20 protein-coding genes and 1 pseudogene are annotated in these 21,748 nt (G+C 70.0%); 5 read left to right on the top strand and 16 right to left on the bottom strand.

The genetic code is table 11. From position 1 onward, the window contains the following. Window positions 1-2: 2 nt before the first annotated feature. Entirely contained in the window at window positions 3-344 is a 342-nt protein-coding gene (locus tag OIE49_RS24435) for an ATP/GTP-binding protein (protein ID WP_100568026.1), read from the bottom strand. A 223-nt stretch (window positions 345-567) separates the two neighbouring features. Here OIE49_RS24435 and OIE49_RS24430 point away from each other — a divergent pair, with 223 nt between their 5' ends. Further along, on the top strand, window positions 568-1,596 hold the full coding sequence (locus tag OIE49_RS24430) for an LLM class flavin-dependent oxidoreductase (RefSeq protein WP_326804147.1): 1,029 nt from the start codon (window positions 568-570) through the stop codon (window positions 1,594-1,596). Between the two features lie 83 nt (window positions 1,597-1,679). On the opposite strand, the gene OIE49_RS24425 is transcribed toward OIE49_RS24430, so the two are convergent. Then, the gene (locus OIE49_RS24425; protein ID WP_100568028.1) at window positions 1,680-2,072 is read right to left on the bottom strand and encodes an SCO5389 family protein; all 393 of its coding nucleotides are present in this window, start codon (window positions 2,070-2,072) and stop codon (window positions 1,680-1,682) included. Window positions 2,073-2,372: 300 nt separating this feature from the next. Here OIE49_RS24425 and nucS point away from each other — a divergent pair, with 300 nt between their 5' ends. Further along, window positions 2,373-3,044, top strand: coding sequence for an endonuclease NucS (nucS, locus tag OIE49_RS24420; RefSeq protein WP_100568266.1), 672 nt, complete (start codon window positions 2,373-2,375; stop codon window positions 3,042-3,044). 99 nt (window positions 3,045-3,143) lie between these two features. Here the strand turns inward: nucS and OIE49_RS24415 are convergent, their stop codons facing one another. From OIE49_RS24415 to OIE49_RS24405, 3 genes are all read right to left on the bottom strand, one after another. Beyond that, window positions 3,144-5,798: an ATP-binding protein gene (locus OIE49_RS24415; RefSeq protein WP_326804146.1), complete on the bottom strand. Its 2,655-nt coding sequence runs from the start codon at window positions 5,796-5,798 to the stop codon at window positions 3,144-3,146. 288 nt (window positions 5,799-6,086) lie between these two features. Next, window positions 6,087-6,410 carry an STAS domain-containing protein gene (locus OIE49_RS24410; protein WP_326804145.1) on the bottom strand — a complete coding sequence of 108 codons (324 nt, stop codon included), beginning with the start codon at window positions 6,408-6,410 and terminating at the stop codon, window positions 6,087-6,089. 146 nt (window positions 6,411-6,556) lie between these two features. Beyond that, entirely contained in the window at window positions 6,557-7,405 is an 849-nt protein-coding gene (locus OIE49_RS24405; protein WP_100568031.1) for a 3-hydroxyacyl-CoA dehydrogenase family protein, read from the bottom strand. Between the two features lie 302 nt (window positions 7,406-7,707). On the opposite strand from OIE49_RS24405, the gene OIE49_RS24400 reads away from it, so the two are divergent. The 3 genes and pseudogenes from OIE49_RS24400 (at window position 7,708) to OIE49_RS24390 (ending at window position 11,410) form a co-directional block, all read left to right on the top strand. Further along, entirely contained in the window at window positions 7,708-8,280 is a 573-nt protein-coding gene (locus tag OIE49_RS24400) for a cob(I)yrinic acid a,c-diamide adenosyltransferase (protein WP_326804144.1), read from the top strand. Between the two features lie 412 nt (window positions 8,281-8,692). Further along, window positions 8,693-9,414, top strand: a pseudogene (locus OIE49_RS24395) (response regulator). Window positions 9,415-9,580: 166 nt separating this feature from the next. Next, window positions 9,581-11,410, top strand: coding sequence for a glycoside hydrolase family 18 chitinase (locus OIE49_RS24390; RefSeq protein ID WP_326804143.1), 1,830 nt, complete (start codon window positions 9,581-9,583; stop codon window positions 11,408-11,410). Window positions 11,411-11,540: 130 nt separating this feature from the next. On the opposite strand, the gene OIE49_RS24385 is transcribed toward OIE49_RS24390, so the two are convergent. The 11 genes from OIE49_RS24385 to OIE49_RS24335 all read right to left on the bottom strand — a co-directional run bounded on the left by OIE49_RS24385 (window position 11,541) and on the right by OIE49_RS24335 (window position 21,627). Then, window positions 11,541-11,987 carry a DUF2550 domain-containing protein gene (locus OIE49_RS24385; protein WP_326804142.1) on the bottom strand — a complete coding sequence of 149 codons (447 nt, stop codon included), beginning with the start codon at window positions 11,985-11,987 and terminating at the stop codon, window positions 11,541-11,543. 130 nt (window positions 11,988-12,117) lie between these two features. Continuing rightward, a complete protein-coding gene (locus OIE49_RS24380) occupies window positions 12,118-12,492 on the bottom strand; it encodes a F0F1 ATP synthase subunit epsilon (RefSeq protein WP_326804141.1) in 375 nt (124 codons plus the stop codon). A gap of 111 nt (window positions 12,493-12,603) precedes the next feature. Then, the gene (gene atpD / locus OIE49_RS24375) at window positions 12,604-14,040 is read right to left on the bottom strand and encodes a F0F1 ATP synthase subunit beta (RefSeq protein ID WP_326804140.1); all 1,437 of its coding nucleotides are present in this window, start codon (window positions 14,038-14,040) and stop codon (window positions 12,604-12,606) included. Then, window positions 14,040-14,957: a F0F1 ATP synthase subunit gamma gene (locus OIE49_RS24370; protein WP_100568039.1), complete on the bottom strand. Its 918-nt coding sequence runs from the start codon at window positions 14,955-14,957 to the stop codon at window positions 14,040-14,042. Before OIE49_RS24370 ends, atpD begins: the two co-directional genes overlap by 1 nt. Window positions 14,958-14,978: 21 nt before the next feature. Further along, complete coding sequence (gene atpA, locus OIE49_RS24365; protein WP_326804139.1) at window positions 14,979-16,571, bottom strand: F0F1 ATP synthase subunit alpha; 1,593 nt, start codon at window positions 16,569-16,571, stop codon at window positions 14,979-14,981. A 141-nt stretch (window positions 16,572-16,712) separates the two neighbouring features. Beyond that, window positions 16,713-17,528, bottom strand: coding sequence for a F0F1 ATP synthase subunit delta (locus OIE49_RS24360; protein ID WP_326806318.1), 816 nt, complete (start codon window positions 17,526-17,528; stop codon window positions 16,713-16,715). Between the two features lie 2 nt (window positions 17,529-17,530). Then, window positions 17,531-18,082 carry a F0F1 ATP synthase subunit B gene (locus OIE49_RS24355; RefSeq protein ID WP_326804138.1) on the bottom strand — a complete coding sequence of 184 codons (552 nt, stop codon included), beginning with the start codon at window positions 18,080-18,082 and terminating at the stop codon, window positions 17,531-17,533. A 42-nt stretch (window positions 18,083-18,124) separates the two neighbouring features. Beyond that, a complete protein-coding gene (gene atpE, locus OIE49_RS24350; protein WP_024884520.1) occupies window positions 18,125-18,355 on the bottom strand; it encodes an ATP synthase F0 subunit C in 231 nt (76 codons plus the stop codon). Between the two features lie 74 nt (window positions 18,356-18,429). Next, the gene (gene atpB, locus OIE49_RS24345) at window positions 18,430-19,251 is read right to left on the bottom strand and encodes a F0F1 ATP synthase subunit A (RefSeq protein WP_326804137.1); all 822 of its coding nucleotides are present in this window, start codon (window positions 19,249-19,251) and stop codon (window positions 18,430-18,432) included. A 225-nt stretch (window positions 19,252-19,476) separates the two neighbouring features. After that, the gene (locus OIE49_RS24340) at window positions 19,477-19,923 is read right to left on the bottom strand and encodes a hypothetical protein (RefSeq protein WP_100568044.1); all 447 of its coding nucleotides are present in this window, start codon (window positions 19,921-19,923) and stop codon (window positions 19,477-19,479) included. A 303-nt stretch (window positions 19,924-20,226) separates the two neighbouring features. Further along, the gene (locus OIE49_RS24335; RefSeq protein ID WP_326804136.1) at window positions 20,227-21,627 is read right to left on the bottom strand and encodes an MraY family glycosyltransferase; all 1,401 of its coding nucleotides are present in this window, start codon (window positions 21,625-21,627) and stop codon (window positions 20,227-20,229) included. Between the last annotated feature and the right edge of the window lie 121 nt (window positions 21,628-21,748).

Raw genomic sequence — 21,748 nt, 5'->3', positions numbered from 1 at the left:
GGCTAGAACCGCGGCGCGTTACGGGACCGCTGCACCCGTGTGGTGCGGCGGTCCTTGGCGTTCCAGCACGCCTTGTGCCAGTGCCGGCGGTCGTCCACGCCCGCGTGCTGGGGCCAGGCCACCACGTGCGGGACGCCGGAGGGGATCAGCTGGTCGCAGCCGGGACAGCGGTACGTCTTGCCCTCGGCGGCGGAGCCCGCGACATGGCGCACGCTGAAGTCCTCGCCCTGCCAGCTCTCGGTGGACTGCCAACCGCCGTAGCGGCCCCCGCCGTCGTCCTCGGCGCTCCGGCCGGACGAGGCGGCGCCTCTTCCACCCTTGGATCGGTTGCGGCGGGGGGACACGGGACACCTCACGAAACTGTGCGGAAGACAGGGACCTTCTCCAGCGTACGCGGCGCCACCGCGGGCATGTGGGGAGAACCAACCACCACAAGTCCCCTTCCCGGCCGACCCATTCCGCAGACAATCCGCAAATCTCTTCGCCAGGCCGTGTCCTCGGCACGTGTCCCCCGGTTATGCCGGGTGGGGGAGCTCCGTGTCGGAGCCGAGGAAGCAGGAAAGAGCAATGCGCGTTGGAAGTTTCGTGCTGGCGGCCCAGTTCCCCGGGCAGGGCCAAGGCGAGGCGCTGCACCGGGCGGTCCGCTCCGCGGAGGTCGCCGAGGAGGCCGGTCTCGACGCGGTCTGGCTGGGCGAGCACCACTTCGTCCCGTACGGGACGTGCCCGTCCGCGATCACTCTGGCCGCACTGCTGCTCGGCCGCACCCGCCGGCTGCGGGTGGGTACGGCGGTCAGCGTGCTGCCCACGGTCCACCCGGTGGCGCTCGGCGAGCAGGCGGCGCTGCTGCACATGACGAGCGGCGGGCGGTTCTCGCTCGGCGTCGGGCGCGGCGGTCCGTGGGTGGACCTGGAAGTGTTCGGCATGGGACTGGAGGCGTACGAGAAGGGGTTCCCCGAGTCGCTCGACCTGCTGACGCGCTGGCTTCGCGAGCCGTCGGTGTCGGCCTCGGGCGAGCGGTTCGCCTTCCGCGAGGTCCCCGTCGTACCGCGCCCGTCGGAGGCGCTGACCCAGGTCCCGGGTCCCGAGGTCGTCGTCGCCTGCACCTCCGCGGCGAGCGTGCGGCTGGCCGCCGAGCGCGGGCTGCCGATGCTGCTGGGGATGCACATCGGGGACGAGGAGAAGGCCGAGATGGTCGCCCACTGGCAGCGGTGCGCGCGGGCCGCCGGCCGGACGGGCGAGGAGGTCCGGGGCGCCGGCCATGTTTCGGCGGGTGTCTGCCAGATCGCGGACCGGCGCACGGACGCCGTGGAGACCCTGCTGAAGGCGATGCCGGGCTGGCTGAAACAGGGTCTGGACGCCCATGTCACCGTGGACGGACGGGCCCGCGGGATGCGCGATCCGCTGGAGTACACCGAACTGCTCTGCGGGCTGCACCCGGTCGGCACCCCGCGGCTGTGCGCCGACCGGCTCGCGGCCACCGCCGAGCGGACCGGCGTCTCCCGCTTCGCCCTGTTCACCGAGGGCTCGGGTGATCTGGCGGCGACGGAGGAGAACCTGCGACGCCTCGGCGCCGAGGTACTGCCCGAGCTGCGGTGACCGGGAGCACGACGTGGGAGGCTTGCCGCCCCTGAAGTCCGAGTACCTCCCGTGGACGGAGCGGCAAGCATCGACTCACGGCATCAGCAGTCCCGCAGCTCCGGGGACTGGTTGAGGAGCTGGCTGCGCACCGAGGTGAAACGGGCCAGCGTCTCGTCGGCCGAGGCGTCCAGCGGGAACACCGCCACCCGGTGGCAGTTCTGGAAGGCGAGCCGCACGCCGAAGTGCCGCTGAAGCGCGCCGCGCATGGCGTCACTCGCCAGCACACGCAGCAGTTGACCGCGTGCGTACTCGTCCGGCGGGGGCGTCTGGTTGTCGGCGAACTGGCCGCCGTCCACCTTCAGCTGGGCCACCAGGGAGCTGATCATCTCCCACGCGTAGGGCAGGGAGGTCCGGACGCAGTCGACGAAGTCAGCTTCGTCGACCTCGCCTCGCTCGGCCTGTTCGAGTAGGGCCGGTGAGACGTCGAGCGACATGGGTACTCCTCTCGCACCCCCGAACAACAGGGGTTGCCGGACAGATAAGGGGGCACGCGACTCCCAATACGGTGAGTACACGGATCGCGACCTCCCGTTCACTACGGTAGGCACAAGAACGGACGCCCACCAGGCGAATGCATATACAGACCGGGCTAGTTGGGCACACAATCGGCCACAAGTGAACACGGGTGATCCAGGGAAAAATGGGGCGACCCACGGGGAGTCCCGGCCCCCGCCCCGCTGGAGGTCCCCGGGCGAATCGCGCGCAGGGCCGTCCGTCCAGTAGCGTTGCCGACCATGCGTCTCGTCATTGCCCGGTGCTCCGTGGACTACGCCGGCCGGCTCACCGCCCATCTGCCGTCAGCGCCCCGTCTGATCCTGGTCAAGGCGGACGGCAGCGTCTCGATCCACGCGGACGACCGCGCCTACAAGCCCCTGAACTGGATGTCCCCGCCCTGCACGCTCAAGGAGGGCACCGGTGACGAGGAAGGCGTCTGGACCGTCGTCAACAAGGCGGGCGAGAAGCTCATCATCACGATGGAGGAGGTCCTGCACGACTCCTCGCACGAACTCGGCGTGGATCCGGGGCTGATCAAGGACGGCGTGGAAGCGCACCTCCAGGAGCTGCTCGCCGACCGCATCGAGACGCTCGGCGACGGCTACACGCTGATCCGCCGCGAGTACATGACGGCCATCGGCCCGGTCGACATCCTGTGCCGGGACGCCGAGGGACGGACGGTCGCGGTCGAGATCAAGCGGCGCGGCGAGATCGACGGCGTGGAGCAGCTCACCCGCTACCTCGAACTGCTGAACCGCGATCCCCACCTGGCCCCTGTCCGCGGCGTCTTCGCGGCCCAGGAGATCAAGCCGCAGGCCCGCGTCCTCGCCACCGACCGCGGCATCGGCTGCCAGGTACTGGACTACGACGCCCTGCGCGGCATCGAGGACGACAAGCTGCGGCTGTTCTGACAACCGGCCGCGGCCGGTCCAAGGACGGTCGCGGCGCTCTCGTACGACACCGGGGGCCGGGTCCGTATGACACGGACCCGGCCCCCGGTTCTGCGTACGTCAGGCGACCGTCGCGGTGTCGGACGCCGTCGGAGGCGTGCCGCTCTCGGAGGTGTCGGCCGGCGGGGCGGCCGAGAGGCCGGACGCCGGCGCCGAGGTGCCGCCCGACGGCTCTCCGGACGTGCCTTCGGGGGGGCTGGTGGTGGCCCCTCCCGAGGAGTCGCCGCTGGGCTCTCCCGAGCTTCCGCCCGTGGGATCGCCGCTTCCTCCGGTGGAGGAGCCGCCGCCACTCGTGGGACCGCCTCCGCCGCCGCTGGAAGGGCCTCCGCCGTTTCCGCCCGGCGTGCCGCCGCCCGTGCCCCCGGTCTTCCCGCCGTTCGACCCACCCGTCTTCCCGCCGGTGCCGCCGCCCGGGGACCCGGTGGAGTCCGACGGCTTGGGGGTCTTGGACGAGGAGCCCGAGGAGGTGCCGTCGCCGGACGGCGCGAGGCTCTCCGAGGGCTCGGCGCCGCCCGGCGCCGGGTCCTCGGACGTGCCGGAGGCGGTGCCGTGGCCCGGATCCGTCGGACGGCTGGTCGCCGTGCCGGTGTCGTCTCCTCCGCTGCGGTCCTGCTTCGGGGTGTCGGCGCCGAGGCTGCCGTCGTCCAGGTCCTGGCCGGCGGACGGGTTGACGTTGTCGGAGGGGGTGTCGGGGCCGTTCTGTGAGGTGGCGCCGAGCGTCACCACGGTGCCGAGGACGGCCGCGAGCAGCGCGCCCGCGCCGGCGGCCACGAGGTTGCGCCGGGCCAGGCCCTTGAGGCCGACGCGGTGCTTGGCCGGGGCGTACGGGCCGGACGGCGAACCGGGGACCGACGCCTTGTAGGTGACCAGCGTGGAGGTGTCCGGGCCGGGCGGCTGGAGCGCCGGGAAGGGCGCGGGCACCCCGCCCGCCGGGGACGCCGACTCCTCGGTGCGGGCGTCGGGCACCTCCTCGCCCGCCGTCGCGCCGAGGCCCACCGCCGTGCCGGAGCGGTCGGCGACCAGGGCGAGGGCCCGGCGACCGGCGACCGTGCCGCGCTTGTCGGCGAGCGCGCCGCGCAGCCCGATGGAGGCCTCCAGCTCGGCACGGGCCCGGTCGAGCTGACCGCCGCAGAGCGCGATGATGCCCAGCTCGTGGTGGAAGTAGGCCTGTTCGGCGACCTCTCCGGCGAGCCGGGAGGCCTCGGTGCCGTAACGCAGCGCCCGTGCCCAGGCGTTCCAGTCGAGGCCCGCCGCGAACGCGGGGGCGGCGGCGCGGGCGAGCCGCAGGGCCGTGCTCTCCCCGCCCCCGGCGGACGGCGCGGTGACCGGCACCAGGACGGCCAGCGCGGCGAGCAGGGCGTCCGCCTCGGCGCACACCCGCTCCGGCGCGACCGAGGGATGGCCGGCCCACCAGATGTAGTGGCGGGCCGCGGTGACGGCCTGCTCCTCGGCGTCCTCGCCGTACCCGGCGGCCTCCAACTGGGTCAGCACACCGGCGGCGAGCCGGTGGCGGGGGCCGGCCGGGGTGACCAGGCCGCAGCTCGCCAGCTCGCCGAGCGCGGCGTCGGCGTGGGTGTCGCCGACCAGCGCGGGCAGGTGCGACTGGTGGGGCACCTCGCCGCCGAGCGCGACGGCGAACCGCAGCGTGGCCCGCGCGGAGGCGCTCAGCCGGGAGGCGAGCAGCGGGGCGGGCGCGGCGGCCTCGCCGAGCGAGGGCAGGGGCAGGTCCTCGCCGTCGCCGTCGTCCAGGACGGCGTCCGCAGGCGGCGCGTCCGCGAAGACGCCGAACTCCTCGACGGCGCTGGTACCGGCCCGCAGCTGGTCGTGCTGACTCAGCAGGGCACCGGCCTGCACGAAGCGCAGCGGCAGGCCCTCGGACTCGAACCAGAGATCCCCGGCCCAGTTGGCCTCCTCCTCGGTGAGCACACGGCCGACGGCGCGCTCGATGAGTTCGACTCCGCCGGCCCGGTCCAGGCTGCTGAGGGCGACCTCCTCGATCTCCGACTCCGCGGACGGCGCCGGCACGTCCGGGGTCGCGCTGAGCAGGAAGGCGCATTCGGGGGTGGCGTCGATCAGTTCGTCGAGCGCGCCGCCGCCGAGCTCGATGTCGTCCACCATGACGACCGCGCCGATCTCACCGACGTACGCGAGCAGTTCGTCCGGGTCGGGCCGGTAGCGCGGGGCGCTGTGCACGGCGTGGAAGAGGTCGTGCAGCAGGTCGCCCGCGGTGCGGCGGTAGCCGCTGAGCCGGACGACGCCGTCGGGGGCGAGGTCCGCGCAGTCCTCGGCGACGAGGTCGAGCAGGCCGGTGCGGCCGGAGCCGCCCGGCCCGGTCAGGCGTACGGAGCGGCCGCGGGCGAGCAGCCGTACCAGTTGCTCGCGCTCGTCCTGGCGCTCCAGGAGCGGCAGTGCGGACGGGGCGGGGCCGGGCAGGGCGGGCGGTACCGCCCCGCGGTCGTGCTCGGCCCGCTCGGCCGGTGTGTACTTGCGCGGCCGGTCGGGGTGCTCGCCGGGCGGGCAGACCTCGATCTCGCTGCCGTCCACGGGGTTGACGGTGAGCAGGAAGTCGCCCGAGACGAGTTGCGCCGTGCGGACCGGTGCGGGCGCGTGCTGGACGAAGTCGGATGCGAGGGAATCCCTGGGCGGGCGCCGGCCCGGCACGTGGCCGTCGCCGCCATGGCCCATGTCCTCGGGTTCCCGGGTGTTCGGGTCCATAGGTTCCAAGCCCCCCAAAAGCGTCGTGTGCCGACCACAGCCGGCCCCTCCCGGCCTTGCCGCACACCGCGCTGTCGCTTCTGGTCCGGGCCCGCTCGAGGGTTGCTGAGCTGCGGGCGACCGAACCCTAAACCTTCGGCCAGTATCCACGACAGCCCGGGGTACCGGGCGGTCCGAGACGTCACGGTCTCATGAGGATTGCGCACCACGTACGGTTCGCCGATGTGCGCCCGGGTCTCCCCCGTCGCCCGGTTCACACCTGTTCGGGCCGGGCGGGAAGGTGCTGGTCTAGACGCGGGGGAGGGACTCGACGCCGATGCCGCCCTCGATGGCGAGGATGCGGTGCAGGCGGGTGGCCACCAGCAGGCGCTGCATCTGCGGCGGCACGTCCCGCAGCACCAGCCGCCGGCCGCAGCGCCCGGCCCGCCGGTGGACACCCATGATCACGCCGAGTCCGGTGGCGTCCCAGGAGTCGAGCTCGGACAGGTTGAGCACCAGGTCGCCGGCCCCGTCGTCGACGGCCGAGTGCAGGACCGTACGGGCGTCCGCCGCGCTGCGGACGTCGAGGCGGCCCCCGACGACCAGCTCGGCGTGGTCGCCCCTGATGAACATATGCGCTCCCCGTGAATGCTGTGGCGTATCTCCGTGGCGGTGGCTGTGCAACCTCTGACTGCTTCTGCGGCGATCTGGTTGCTGCTTGTAAGCGAACCGATACCGAATTCACCCTCGCGGGTGATCCCAGTGGCCCCTGTCCGGTCTCAGTGCTTGTAGAAGCCCTGCCCGCTCTTGCGCCCGATGTCACCGGCGTCAACCATCCGGCGCATCAGCTCCGGCGGTGCGAACTTCTCGTCCTGGGTCTCGGTGTAGATGTTGTCGGCGGCGTGCAGCAGGATGTCGACGCCGGTCAGGTCCGCGGTCGCGAGCGGGCCCATGGCATGGCCGAAGCCGAGCTTGCAGGCGAGGTCGATGTCCTCGGCGGTGGCGACGCCCGACTCGTACAGCTTGGTCGCCTCGACGACGAGCGCCGAGATGAGCCGGGTGGTCACGAAGCCGGCCACGTCCCGGTTGACCACGATGCAGGTCTTGCCCACGGACTCGGCGAACTCCCGTGCCCGGGCGAGGGTTTCGTCGCTGGTCTTGTAGCCGCGGACCAGCTCGACGAGCTGCATCATCGGCACCGGCGAGAAGAAGTGCACCCCGACGACCCGCTCCGGGCGCTCCGTCACGGCCGCGATCTTGGTGATCGGGATGGCGGAGGTGTTCGAGGCGAGAACGGTGTCCTCGCGGACGAGCTTGTCGAGGGTGCGGAAGATCTCGTGCTTGACCTCGATCTTCTCGAAGACGGCCTCGACCACCACGTCCGCGTCGGCGGCCGCGTCCAGGTCGGTGGTCGTGGTGATGCGGGCGAGGGCGGCGTCGGCGTCGTGCGCCTCCATCCTGCCCTTGGCGACGAACTTGTCGTACGAGGCCTTGATGCCGTCCGTGCCACGCCTCAGTGCCTCGTCAGTGACGTCCCGCAGGACGACGTCCCAGCCCGCCTGCGCGGAGACCTGGGCGATGCCGGACCCCATGAGACCGGCCCCGATGACGGCGAGCTTCCGTGCCACTGACGACTCCCCTTCGAAAACGACTGCGCGACGACTGAGCGAGGACCGCGCGACCACCGCGCGACCACCGCGCGAGCGCTTGGCGCTCACCCGCTGCTTACGCCTGGCTCCTGTGCGGACATTAGCGCTCACACGGGTCCTTGAGACCCGTAAGTAATGCGTGTCACTGTCTCAGGGCGTGAGACACCCGTCACGTCCGGTGCAGGCGGGCGCGGCCGCGAATTCCTGGCGCCTCGGGCCGGGTTGGCGCCACCGCGAAAACGGCGCTCCGCGTCCGTCGCGGAAGCGTCTAGATTGGCCTCATGGTCAACCTGACGCGCATCTACACCCGGACCGGGGACAAGGGCACCACCGCCCTCGGCGACATGAGCAGGGTCGCCAAGACCGACCTGCGGATCTCCGCGTACGCCGACGCCAACGAGGCGAACGCGGCGATCGGCACCGCGATCGCGCTGGGCGAGCTCACCGAGGACATCACCGAGGTCCTCACCCGGGTGCAGAACGACCTGTTCGACGTGGGCGCGGACCTGTGCACGCCGGTGGCGGAGAACCCGGAGTTCCCGCCGCTGCGGGTCGAGCAGTTCTACGTCGACCGGCTGGAGGAGGACTGCGACCGCTTCAACGCCGAACTCGGCAAGCTCCGCTCCTTCATCCTCCCCGGCGGGACTCCCGGCGCAGCCCTGCTCCACCAGGCGTGCACGGTGGTCCGCCGCGCCGAGCGCTCGACCTGGGCCGCCCTGGAGGAGCACGGCGAGACGATGAACCCGCTCACCGCTACCTACCTCAACCGGCTGTCGGACCTCCTGTTCATCCTGGCGCGCACGGCCAACAAGGCCTCCGGTGATGTGCTGTGGGTGCCGGGCGGCGAACGCTGAGCGCTCCCTCCCGCCGGCGCACCCCTCGCCCGCTCACCGTCGGGCCGGTGTGCGCTCCTCGTCCGGCCGGTCCGGCCCGGCCGGAGCCTTCTTGGGGAAGAGCAGGTACGACAGCGCGATCAGCCCGTGGATCCCGGCGATCCCGCAGCGTCGTCCCCAGCCAGGACCTGAGCAGCTCGGTGGCGGACGGGTCGCCGACGTACAGGATCGCCGCCCGGAGCACGGCGAGGCAGACGCAGGACGCGACGAGGGTGCGCAGCCAGAGGCCGCCCTCGTGGCGCGCCCGGGCCAGTCCGTGACGGGGCGGCGGGCTGCTCGGCGGGCTGGTGCTCATCGGCATCGGGCTGCACACCCGCGCTCGCCACGCCCCGTCCTCCGTCCTGGCTGGGCGGTCGCCGTCCCGCTGCTGGTGATGGCGGGGTGCGAGCTGCTGCGCCGCACCCGGCCGGGGCCCGCCCTGCTCGCCGGCACCGCGGCGTCGTCGCCCGCCGTCCCCGCCGGGCTGGTCCTGATCCTGCGCAGCGCGCCCGGCATCGAAGTGACCGGCGAGGCGGCGGACGGCGAGCAGGCGGTGGCGCCGACCTGCGAACTGCGTCCGGACGTGGTGGTGATGGACATTCAGATGCCGCTGCTGGACGGGGCGTCGGCGACTTTGCAGGTGGTCGCGGAGCGGCCGGCCGACATCCTTGCGCTGACCACCTTCGACCTCGACGAGTACGTCTTCGGGGCGCTGCGCGCGGGCGCGGCCGGATTCCTGCTCAAGAGTGCCGAGGCGCGGGAGCTGGTGGAGGCGGTGCGCACGGTGGCACGCGGGGAGGGGATCGTCGTGCCCGCCGTCACCCGGCGCCTGTTCGCCGAGTTCGCCGCCGCGCCGGCACGGGAGGCGAAGGCGGTGCCGGCCGCGTGGACACCCTGCCCCCCCCGGGAGCGCGAGGTGCTGTCGCGCCTGGGTGAGGGGCTGTCCAACGCCGGGATCGCCCTTCGCCTCGACCTAGTGCCGCGACAGGCAGCGTTCGCCCCGTCGCGGCACTAGCGGAGGGCACGGTGAAGACCCACGTCAGCCGCCTGCTGGGCAGGCTTGAGCTGCGCAGCCGGGTCCAAGCGGCGGTGCTGGCGCAGGAGTTGGGGATCTGAGAGCCGACGGGGGCAACTGGTCCAGACCTATTGACCCGTGGTCCAGACCTTTCTATTCTCGCGGCACCGGTGGCGTGATGGCTCAGTCACGCCCCCGACCACAACCCCCACCGCCGAAGGGGTGGCCATAGCGCCCCGCAGGCGACCTCACAAGAGGAGGCGCGGTATGCGCTTCAGACACAGAGCCGCGGCCGGGTTCGCGACCCTGCTGCTCCCGCTGGCCGGCCTTGTCGGCCTCGCGGGCTCCGCCCAGGCCGCGACATCGGCCACCGCCACCTACGCCAAGACCCAGGACTGGGGCACCGGCTTCGAGGGCAAGTGGACGGTGACCAACTCCGGTTCCGCCGCCATCAGTTCGTGGACCATCGAGTGGGACTTCCCCTCCGGGACCTCCGTCACCTCCGCCTGGGACGCGGACGTGACCAGCTCCGGCACCCACTGGACCGCGAAGAACAAGTCCTACAACGGCACCCTCGCCCCGGGCGCCTCCGTCTCCTTCGGCTTCAACGGCGCCGGTGCCGGCTCCCCGAGCAACTGCAAGCTCAACGGCGGCAGTTGTGACGGCGGCAGCACCGTCCCCGGCGACAATCCGCCCTCCGCACCGGGCACCCCGACCGCCTCGAACATCACCGACACCTCGGTGAAGCTCACCTGGGGCGCGGCCACCGACGACAAGGGCATCAAGAACTACGACGTGCTGCGCGACGGCAGGACGGTCGCGACCGTGACGACGACCTCGTACACGGACACCGGACTGACCGCCGGCACCGACTACTCCTACAGCGTCCAGGCCCGCGACACCGCCGGCCAGACCGGCCCGGTCAGCCGCTCGGTCGCCGTGCGCACCACCGGCGGCGGTGGCGGCACCACTCCCCCGCCCGGCAACAAGGTCCGGCTCGGGTACTTCACCGAGTGGGGCATCTACGGCCGCAACTACAACGTCAAGAACATCGTGACGTCCGGCTCGGCCGCCAAGATCACGCACATCAACTACGCCTTCGGCAACGTCACCGGCGGCAAGTGCACGATCGGCGACTCCTACGCCGACTACGACAAGGCGTTCACCGCCGCCGAATCGGTCAGTGGCCTCGCCGACACCTGGGACCAGCCGCTGCGCGGCAACTTCAACCAGCTGCGCCAGCTCAAGGCCAAGTACCCGAACATCAAGGTGCTGTGGTCCTTCGGCGGCTGGACCTGGTCCGGCGGCTTCGCGGACGCGGCCAAGAACCCCACGGCCTTCGCCCAGTCCTGCTACGACCTGGTGAAGGACTCCCGCTGGGCCGATGTGTTCGACGGCATCGACATCGACTGGGAGTACCCGAACGCCTGCGGTCTGACCTGTGACACCAGCGGGTCCGCTGCCATCAAGAACGTGGCGGCCGCACTGCGCGCCAAGTTCGGCAACAGCGCCCTGGTCACGGCGGCCGTCTCCGCCGACGGCACCTCCGGCGGCAAGGTCGACGCCGCCGACTACGGCGGCGCGGCGCAGTACCTCGACTGGTACAACGTGATGACGTACGACTTCTTCGGCGCCTGGGACGCGAAGGGCCCCACCGCCCCGCACTCCCCGCTCACCTCGTACAACGGCATCCCGCAGGCCGGCTTCACCACGGCCGACGCGATGGCCAAGTACAGGTCCAAGGGCGTGCCGGCCAGCAAGCTGCTCATCGGCATCGGCCTGTACGGCCGCGGCTGGACCGGCGTCACCCAGGACGCCCCGGGCGGCACGGCCACGGGCCCGGCGAACGGCACGTACGAGCAGGGCATCGAGGACTACAAGGTGCTCAAGACGTCCTGCCCGGCCACCGGCACCATCGCGGGCACGGCCTACGCGAAGTGCGGCAGCAACTGGTGGTCCTACGACACCCCGGCCACCATCGGCACGAAGATGTCCTGGGCCAAGCAGCAGGGCCTCGGCGGCGCCTTCTTCTGGGAGTTCAGCGGTGACACCAGCAACGGTGAGCTGGTGAACGCCATCAACGGCGGTCTGTCGTAAGGACCCACGGGTCCCAAGACCGGCGGAGCGCCCCCGGACCAGGTCCGGCGGCGCTCTTCGCCGTACTACGCCACATTCACCCTCCCCCAGACTTCGTCCGGGGGGACCCCCACCCAACGAGCGAATGCGGCTACGCCACATTCACCCGTTGTCCGGGCGGTGCCGCCTCCAGCCAGGCCAGGAAGCCCGTCAGCGCGTCCTCGCTCATCGCGAGTTCCAGGCGCGTACCGCGGTGCAGGCAGGTGAGGACGACCGCGTCGGAGAGCAGGGCGAGTTCCTCCTCGCCCTCGGGCAGACGGCGGCCGGCCACCTCGATGGAGGCCCGCTCCAGGGTGCGGCGCGGGCGGAGCGCGTAGGAGAAGACACGGAACCACTCGACGCGGTCGCCGTTGTAGCGGGCGACACCGTAGCTCCAGCCCTTGCCGCTGGTGTCGGCCTTCTCCGGTACGTCCCAGCGCAGGCTGCAGTCGAAGGTGCCGCCCGAACGCTGGATGAGCCTGCGTCGCAGGCCGAAGACGAACAGTCCCATCACCACGAGCAAGACCACCAGCCCGCACACAGTCAGAGCGAGGACCATCGACACCGACCTCCTCGTCTCCTAGGTAATGGAACGGAAAAAACATCCACATTCACCTCAGCCGCGGCCGGTACCGGATTGCTCCGGTACCGGCCGCGGCTGAGTGACGTCATCACACGGCTGGCTTGGTTCAGCTCGTCGTCGCCGCGCGCAGTCGGACCTCCGCGCGGCGCTCGGCATGAGCGTCGCCCTCCGCCTTCGCGCGTTCGAGCTCCCGCTCGGTGCGCTGGACGTCGATCTCGTCCGAGAGTTCGGCGATCTCCGCCAGCAGCGACAGCTTGTTGTCCGCGAACGAGACGAAACCGCCGTGCACAGCGGCGATGACGGTCGCACCTTCACTCGTACGGATGGTCACCGGGCCCGACTCCAGCACACCGAGCAGCGGCTGGTGACCGGGCATGACGCCGATGTCGCCGGACGTGGTGCGCGCGACGACCAGGGTGGCCTCGCCGGACCAGACCTGGCGGTCGGCGGCGACCAGCTCGACATGCAGCTCAGCAGCCAAGAGTGGCTCCTCGGGTCACCACCCGGCAGGGCTGCCGGGTGTTGGGGTCAATTCTAAGGGGCGTGGGAGAGGGGGCGGGACCGCACCCGCCCCCTCGGGTGAGCTCGATGCTCAGGAGACGCCCAGCTCCTTCGCGTTCTTCTTCAGGTCCTCGATACCACCGCACATGAAGAACGCCTGCTCGGGGAAGTGGTCGTACTCGCCGTCGCAGATCGCGTTGAACGCCGCGATCGACTCTTCCAGCGGCACGTCCGAGCCGTCCACACCGGTGAACTGCTTGGCGACGTGGGTGTTCTGGGACAGGAAGCGCTCCACGCGACGGGCACGGTGGACGACGAGCTTGTCCTCCTCGCCGAGCTCGTCGATACCGAGGATCGCGATGATGTCCTGCAGGTCCTTGTACTTCTGCAGGATGCTCTTCACGCGCATGGCCGCGTTGTAGTGGTCCGCCGCGATGTAGCGGGGGTCCAGGATCCGGGACGTGGAGTCCAGCGGGTCCACGGCCGGGTAGATGCCCTTCTCCGAGATCGGACGGGACAGAACCGTCGTCGCGTCGAGGTGGGCGAAGGTGGTGGCCGGAGCCGGGTCGGTCAGGTCGTCCGCAGGGACGTAGATCGCCTGCATCGAGGTGATCGAGTGACCGCGGGTCGAGGTGATGCGCTCCTGGAGGAGACCCATCTCGTCGGCCAGGTTCGGCTGGTAACCCACCGCGGACGGCATGCGGCCGAGCAGCGTGGAGACCTCGGAACCGGCCTGCGTGAAGCGGAAGATGTTGTCGATGAAGAACAGCACGTCCTGCTTCTGGACGTCGCGGAAGTACTCGGCCATGGTCAGGCCGGCCAGCGCGACGCGCAGACGGGTGCCCGGGGGCTCGTCCATCTGACCGAAGACGAGCGCGGTCTTGTCGATGACGCCCGACTCGCTCATCTCGTCGATGAGGTCGTTGCCCTCACGGGTGCGCTCACCGACACCGGCGAACACGGAGACACCGTCGTGGTTGTTGGCGACGCGGTAGATCATCTCCTGGATGAGCACCGTCTTGCCGACGCCGGCGCCGCCGAACAGACCGATCTTGCCGCCCTTGACGTACGGGGTCAGCAGGTCGATGACCTTGACGCCGGTCTCGAACATCTCGGTCTTCGACTCGAGCTCGTCGAAGTTCGGCGCCTTGCGGTGGATCGCCCAGCGCTCGCCGTCGTACTCGGCGTCGACGTTCAGCACCTCACCGAGGGTGTTGAACACCTTGCCCTTGGTGAAGTCGCCGACGGGGACGGAGATCGCCGAGCCGGTGTCCGTCACCGGGGACTGGCGGACCAGGCCGTCGGTGGGCTGCATGGAGATCGTGCGGACGATGCCGTCACCGAGGTGCTGGGCGACCTCGAGCGTCAGCGTCTTCTTCTCGCCCGCGTTCGCCGGGTCGGCGACCTCGACGTGAAGGGCGTTGTTAATTTCCGGCATCGCGTCGACGGGGAACTCCACGTCGACGACCGGGCCGATGACCCGCGCGACGCGGCCCGCCGCCGTGGCCGTCTCAACAGTGGTGGTCATTACTTGTCACTCCCCGCGGTCGCGTCGGCCAGGGCGCTCGCGCCACCGACGATCTCGCTGATTTCCTGGGTGATTTCGGCCTGGCGGGCCGCGTTGGCAAGACGCGCGAGCGTGTTGATCAGCTCGCCCGCGTTGTCGGTGGCCGACTTCATCGCGCGCCGGGTGGCGGCGTGCTTCGAAGCGGCCGACTGGAGCAGCGCGTTGTAGATACGGCTCTCCACATAGCGCGGCAGCAGCGCGTCGAGGACGTCCTCGGCCGAGGGCTCGAAGTCGTACAGCGGAAGGATCTCGTCCTTCGCCACTGCCTGCTCCGACACCTCTTCGAGGCGCAGCGGCAGGAGCCGGGCGTCGGTCGCCGTCTGCGTCATCATCGAGACGAACTCCGTGTAGACGATGTGGAGTTCGTCCACGCCGCCGTCCTCGGTGTTCTGCTGGATGGCCTCGATCAGCGGGGCCGCCACCGTCTTGGCGTCCGCGTACGAGGGCTCGTCGGTGAAGCCGGTCCACGACTCCGTGATCTTGCGCTCACGGAAGTTGTAGTGGGCCACACCTCGCCGGCCGACGATGTAGGCGTCGACCTGCTTGCCCTCGCCCTCGAGGCGCACGGTCAGCTGCTCCGCCGCCTTGATGGCGTTGGAGTTGAAGGCGCCGGCCAGGCCGCGGTCGCTCGTCAGGAGCAGCACCGCGGCGCGGGTCGGGTTGTCCGCCTCCGTGGTCAGCGGGTGCTTGGTGTTGGACCCGGTTCCGACCGCCGTGACCGCGCGGGTCAGTTCCTGCGCGTACGGCGTGGAGGCCGACACCTTGCGCATCGCCTTGACGACGCGCGAGGCGGCGATCATCTCCATCGCCTTGGTGATCTTCTTGGTCGCGGTGACGGATCGGATGCGACGCTTGTAGACCCGGAGCTGGGCTCCCATGAGTCAGGTCCCTTCCTTACGTCACTTGGCGGCAGCGGCCGGGGTGTCCTCGCCGAGCAGCTTTCCGTCGCCCGTCTCGAACTGCTTCTTGAACTCGGCGATCGCCTCGGCGGTGGCCTGGAGCGTGTCGTCGGACATCTTGCCGCCCTCCTTGATGGAGGTCATGAGGCCCTGCTCCTTGCGGTGCAGGTACTCCAGGAGCTCCTTCTCGAAGCGGCGGATGTCGGCGACCGGCACGTCGTCCATCTTGCCGGTGGTACCGGCCCACACGGAGACGACCTGGTCCTCGGTGGCCATCGGCTGGTACTGGTCCTGCTTCAGCAGCTCGACCATGCGCTGACCGCGCTCCAGCTGGGCCTTGGAGGCCGCGTCCAGGTCGGAACCGAAGGCGGCGAACGCCTCCAGCTCACGGAACTGGGCCAGGTCCACGCGCAGACGGCCGGAGACCTGCTTCATCGCCTTGTGCTGCGCGGAACCACCGACTCGGGAGACGGAGATACCGACGTTCAGCGCGGGGCGCTGACCGGCGTTGAACAGGTCCGACTCCAGGAAGCACTGGCCGTCGGTGATGGAGATGACGTTGGTCGGGATGAACGCCGAGACGTCGTTGGCCTTGGTCTCGACGATCGGCAGACCCGTCATCGAGCCCTTGCCCATGTCGTCGGACAGCTTCGCGCAGCGCTCCAGCAGACGGGAGTGCAGGTAGAAGACGTCGCCCGGGTAGGCCTCACGGCCCGGCGGACGGCGCAGCAGCAGCGACACGGCGCGGTAGGCGTCGGCCTGCTTCGACAGGTCGTCGAAGATGATCAGGACGTGCTTGCCCTGGTACATCCAGTGCTGACCGATGGCGGACCCGGTGTACGGCGCCAGGTACTTGAAGCCGGCCGGGTCGGACGCCGGGGCGGCCACGATGGTCGTGTACTCCAGCGCGCCGTTCTCCTCCAGCGAGCGCCGGACCGACGCGATGGTGGAGCCCTTCTGGCCGATGGCGACGTAGATGCAGCGGACCTGCTTGTTCGGGTCGCCGGTGCGCCAGTTGTCACGCTGGTTGATGATCGTGTCGACGGCCAGCGCGGTCTTGCCGGTCTGGCGGTCGCCGATGATCAGCTGACGCTGGCCGCGGCCGATCGGGGTCATGGCGTCGACGGCCTTGTAGCCCGTCTCCATCGGCTCGTGCACCGACTTGCGCTGCATGACCGTGGGGGCCTGCAGTTCGAGGGCGCGGCGACCCTCGGTCTCGATCTCGCCGAGGCCGTCGATCGGGTTGCCGAGCGGGTCCACCACGCGGCCGAGGTAGCCCTCGCCCACGGCGACGGACAGAACCTCACCGGTGCGCTGCACCGGCTGGCCCTCCTCGATACCGCTGAACTCACCGAGGACGATGGCACCGATCTCGCGCTCCTCGAGGTTGAGGGCGAGGCCGAGGGTGCCGTCCTCGAACTTCAGCAGTTCGTTGGCCATGGCCGAGGGAAGCCCCTCGACCTTCGCGATGCCGTCGCCGGCAAGGGTGACCGTACCGACCTCCTCGCGCGAGGCCGCGTCCGGCTTGTACGACTGGACGAAGTTCTCCAGCGCGTCCCGGATCTCCTCCGGCCGGATCGTGAGCTCCGCCATCTGGGTTCCCTGCTCTCCTTGTTGGGCCCGAAGTTTCACTTGGGGGGTATTCCACGAGTCGGGGACTCCCCCCAATAAGAGGTGAATCCTCTGCACGGCCCAACCAGGGCCGTCGTGTACGTCTTGCGTGTTGAGTTGCTGCTAGCTCGCCATGCGGCGGGCGGCGTCCTCGAGCCGGTCCGCGAGGGAGCCGTTGATGACCTCGTCGCCGACCTGCACCCGCATCCCGCCGAGGACGTCGGGGTCCACGTCGAGGTTGAGGTGCATCTGGCGGCCGTAGAGCTTGGCGAGGGCCGCGCCGAGGCGCTGCTTCTGCGTGTCGCTCAGGGGGACCGCCGAGGTGACGACGGCGACCATGCGGTCGCGGCGTTCGGCGGCGAGCTTGGTCAGGGACTCCAGTCCCGCTTCCAGGCTACGTCCCCGCGGCGCGGTCACAAGGCGCGTCACCAGACGCTCGGTGGTCGGGGCCGTGCGGCCGCCGAGCAGCCGGCGCAGCAGTTCCTTCTTGGCCGAGGCGGCCGCGGCGCGGTCGGTCAGGGCCGCGCGCAGGCCGGTGCTCGAGGAGACGATCCGGCCGAAGCGGAACAGTTCGTCCTCGACGTCGTCGAGCGTGCCGTTCTGCTGTGCCGCCGTGAGGTCGGCGACGTCCGCCAGCTCCTCCAGCGTGTCGACCAGGTCGCGGGGCTGCGACCAGCGGGAACGCACCATGCCGGACACCAGGTCGGTGGCCGTGCCGCCGATCTGCCCGCCGAGCAGACGCTGCACCAGCGTGGCCTTGGCCTCGCCGGACTGCGCCGGGTCGGTCAGGACCCGACGCAGACCGACCTCGCGGTGGAGCAGCGCGGTGACGGCCGCCAGTTCGTCGGCGAGCCGGCCGGCGTCCACGGAGGTGGAGTCCGTCAGCGCGTCCAGACGCTCCCGTGCGGCGGTCAGCGCCTCACGGCTGGCTCCGTGCATGGTCATCGAGTCGCCTCGGCCTTCGAAGCGGCTTCATCGAGGCCGTCGAGGAAGCGGTCGATCACACGGCTCTGCCGGGCGTGGTCCTCGAGGGACTCGCCGACGAGCTTGCCGGCCAGCTCGGTGGCCAGCGTGCCGACGTCCTGCCGGAGCGCGGACGCGGCGGCCTTGCGGTCGGCCTCGATCTGGGCGTGGCCGGCGGCGACGATCTCCTCGCGCTGACGCTGGCCCTCGGCCCGCATCTCGGCGATGAGCGTGGCGCCCTGCTCCTGTGCCTCCTGGCGCAGGCGCGCGGCCTCGTGGCGGGCCTCGGCGAGCTGAGCCTTGTACTGCTCAAGGACGCTCTGGGCCTCGGTCTGCGCGGCCTCGGCCTTCTCGATACCGCCCTCGATGGCCTCGCGGCGCTCCTCCAGAACCTTGTTGATGTTCGGGAGGAGCTTCTTCGCGAGGAAACCGAAGACGATGACGAAGGCGATCAGGCCGATGACAAGCTCGGGGATCGGCGGGACGAGCGGGTTCTCCGTCTCGGCCGCGACCGTGAGCAGCGGGCTCATGTTTCTGCCTTTCGTCTAGTCGGCTGGAAGTGATTCAGCTGGTCACTTGCCGTAGACGAACGGCATGACCAGACCGATCAGCGCCAGCGCCTCACAGAAGGCGAAGCCGAGGATCTGGTTGGCGCGGATCAGGCCGGCGGCCTCGGGCTGGCGGGCCAGGGCCTGGGTGCCGTTACCGAAGATGATGCCGACGCCGACGCCGGGGCCGATGGCAGCGAGGCCGTAACCGATGGAGCCGAGCGAGCCGGAAACAGCGGCAAGGGTCTGGGACATGCCAGTTCTTCCTTTTCTTTACGGACCGGTGGGGGTTGGCCACCGGACGATCAGGGGGTTCCTGCGCGGGGCGCTCAGTGATGCTCGGCGAGCGCGCCCTGGATGTAGGTGCACGTCAGGAGGACGAAGACGTACGCCTGCAGTGCCTGGATGAAGAGCTCGAAGGCCGTCATCACGAGCGTCATGACGAAGCTGACACCGGCGTAGGCGATGCCGATGCCGTTGAGCAGGTACCAGCTCGCGATCGTGAAGAGCAGCAGCAGCGTGTGGCCCGCGAACATGTTGGCGAAGAGTCGCACCGCGTGGGTGAACGGCCGCACCAGCAGGTTCGAGAAGAACTCAATGAGCATGGCCAGCGGCAGCACCGCGCCCAGCGACTTGTCGTAGCCCGTCACGTTCTTGAAGAAGCCCACGAAGCCGTGGCGCTTGAAGGTCAGCGAGACCCACAGCACGTAGACGATCAGGGCCAGGACCGCCGGGTACGCGATGATCGCGGTGACCGGGAACTGGGCGACCGGGATGATCGACCAGAGGTTCATCATCCAGACGAAGAAGAACAGGGAGACGACGAGCGGGACGTACTTCTCGCCTTCCTTCTTGCCGATCGTCTCGTAGACGACCCCGCGCCGGATGAAGTCGTAACCGGCCTCGGCGACCATCTGGAGCTTGCCCGGCACGACCTGGGGCTTACGGAAGGCGGCCCAGAAGAATCCGACGACGACGATGGAGCCGAGCAGCGCCAGCAGCATCGTCTTGTTGAAGTACAGGTTGCTGTCCGCGTTGCCCCAGAGGGGCTCGAACAGGAACGAGTGCAGGCCCGGAGCGGGGAAGCCACAGCCGGAGAAGATGTGGCAATCGGTCTCGAAGGCGAGCACCTGCGTCGGATCAGCACTCACCGCGGGCTCCTTCAGCGTGGCGCATGGGTACGGCAACCTCGTTGTGTCGGCGCGGCGCGAGGCCGCGGTTCGGCACGGGACTGGTGTTACGGATGTGGGGGCGGCTGTGGGGCATCTCGCCTCGCGATCGACCAGGCGTCAGCTCGGATGCCCGCGCCCGCGATGCCGCAGTTGGCAACGGACGATAGCAGGAACTCTCATGCGTCCTTATCCCGGCCCTACCGCTCACGACGAGCGCTCCGTCTTCTCGGACTTCTGGCCGGCCGAAGACGGGGTCGAGTCGGGCTCGACATAGAGGATCTTGGACTTCATGTGCGCACGCGTCTGCGCCGCGATCCACACCAGTGTGGCAGCGAGCAGCGTGAAGGCGAATGCCCTGGGGTTGAACAGCGTCGTGTGCTTGAACACTGCCAGGAAGACGAACAGCAGAAGGATCTGCGTCGCGTAGAGCATCAGGCCCATCGCCTGGAAAAGGTGCGGGAGCGACTTGGCGGTGCGCTGCAGGACGTAGAGGCCGATCCCCATGAAGAGGATCGCGATCACGGTCGCGACGACCGCGCCGATCGCTCCCTTGCCACCGGCGACCACACCGCTGATGACGGCGGCAACCGCACCGACGGCGGCTGTGGGCACAGCGGCCTCGGCCAGGATCCGGGCGTCATTGGACGGCATCGCGGCAACTCCGCATTCACAGGGGGCAGGGCGTCGTCATGGGACGAGCGTAGTCCCGGTGCCGAGGGTGAAAACCTCGGCCCCACCAGGACCTTCGCACTGTGGCCCTTCGGCTATCCGGGATACTCGTGAACGGTATCACAAACTATTTGATGAGGTCTTTACCTCAAAGGTGTGCTGACCCTCACGTGTGAGAGTACAGCTGCACTTCTGTGCAAAATCCAGCCCTGTTCGCCCGACATTGCGGGGATTTGACGCCCCACGAGTTGGCAACGCTTTAGTCAGATTCTTACCTTGGCGCCGTCAGCGCGACGTTCCGGCCTTCCGCCCGTCCAGGGCGCGCGAACGGGCTCCCACAGCGGTCGCTCCGTTGACACCACCGGCCGCACCGGCACGGACTCCCACACCCGCCGCCACGGGCGTCTCCCCCTGCGCCGGGCTCTCCTCGGACGCGCGGGGCGCGGCGGCCTCGGGGGCCGCGGACGACACGGACGACGCCGTAGCGGGCGTGGAGGCGTCCGGGAGGGCGGCCGCACGGCGGCGCCGGTACCGCGGCGGCACGAACTGCTCGGCCCAGCGCGGGGCGCGCGGAGTGAAGCGCGGCAGCAGGAGCAGCACAAGGCCGATGAAGCTGAGCACCACGATGCCCAGCACGATCCACATGGAGGCCGACTTGACCGAGTAGGTGAGCGCGCCGAAGCCGATCAGGGCCGCCCAGAAGTACATGATCAGCACGGCCCGGCTGTGCGAGTGGCCGATCTCCAGCAGGCGGTGGTGCAGATGACCGCGGTCGGCGGCGAACGGCGACTTGCCGTTCCAGGTGCGCCGCACGATGGCCAGAATCAGGTCGGCGGCCGGGATGGCGATGATCGTCAGCGGCATCAGCAGCGGGATGTAGACCGGCACCATCTGGTGCACCGCGTTGCGCTCGGAGCCGGAGAACAGCTTCATCACGTCCGGGTCGACCTGCCCGGTCACCGAGATCGCGCCGGCCGCCAGCACGAGGCCGATGAGCATGGACCCCGAGTCACCCATGAAGATCCGCGCGGGGTGCATGTTGTGCGGCAGGAAGCCCAGGCACATGCCCATGAGGACGGCCGCGAAGAGGGTCGCGGGGGCGGCGGCCTCGATGTTGTAGCCGTACCAGATGCGATACGCGTACAGGAAGAACGCGGCGGCCGCGATGCACACCATGCCGGAGGCCAGACCGTCGAGGCCGTCGACGAAGTTGACCGCGTTGATGGTGATGACGACCAGGGCGACCGTGAGCAGGGTGCCCTGCCACTGGGTGAGCGCCACCGTGCCGACGCCGGGCACGGGCAGCCACAGGATCGTCAGACCCTGCATCACCATGACGCCGGCCGCGATCATCTGACCGCCCAGCTTGATCAGGGCGTCGATCTCGAACTTGTCGTCCAGGACGCCGATCAGCCAGATCAGGGCGGCGCCGGAGAGCAGCGCGCGCGGCTCGTTCGACTTCTCGAAGACCTCGTTGAGGTTGGTGAGGTGATCGGCGACGAGCAGGCCCGCGCACATCCCGAAGAACATCGCGATACCGCCGAGCCGGGGAGTGGGCTCCCGGTGCACGTCACGTGCCCGGATCTCCGGCATCGCCCCCGCAACGATCGCGAACTTACGTACCGGCCCTGTCAGCAGATACGTCACCGCGGCCGTGATGCAGAGCGTCAGCAGGTATTCACGCACGGGCTTCCCCACAGGTCTCGCTGGCCTTCTCAGCCCCACACCCTAGCGACGCAGGCATATGTATGGGGACTTCCGGGTAGCGACGATGGTTGCACGTGTGGCTGTGTACGGGTTTGTACGG

The organism is Streptomyces sp. NBC_01788 (assembly GCF_035917575.1).
GTDB lineage: Bacteria > Actinomycetota > Actinomycetes > Streptomycetales > Streptomycetaceae > Streptomyces.
Note: the sequence above shows the minus strand (reverse complement) of the source record. Positions and strands in the feature narration are given on the sequence as shown.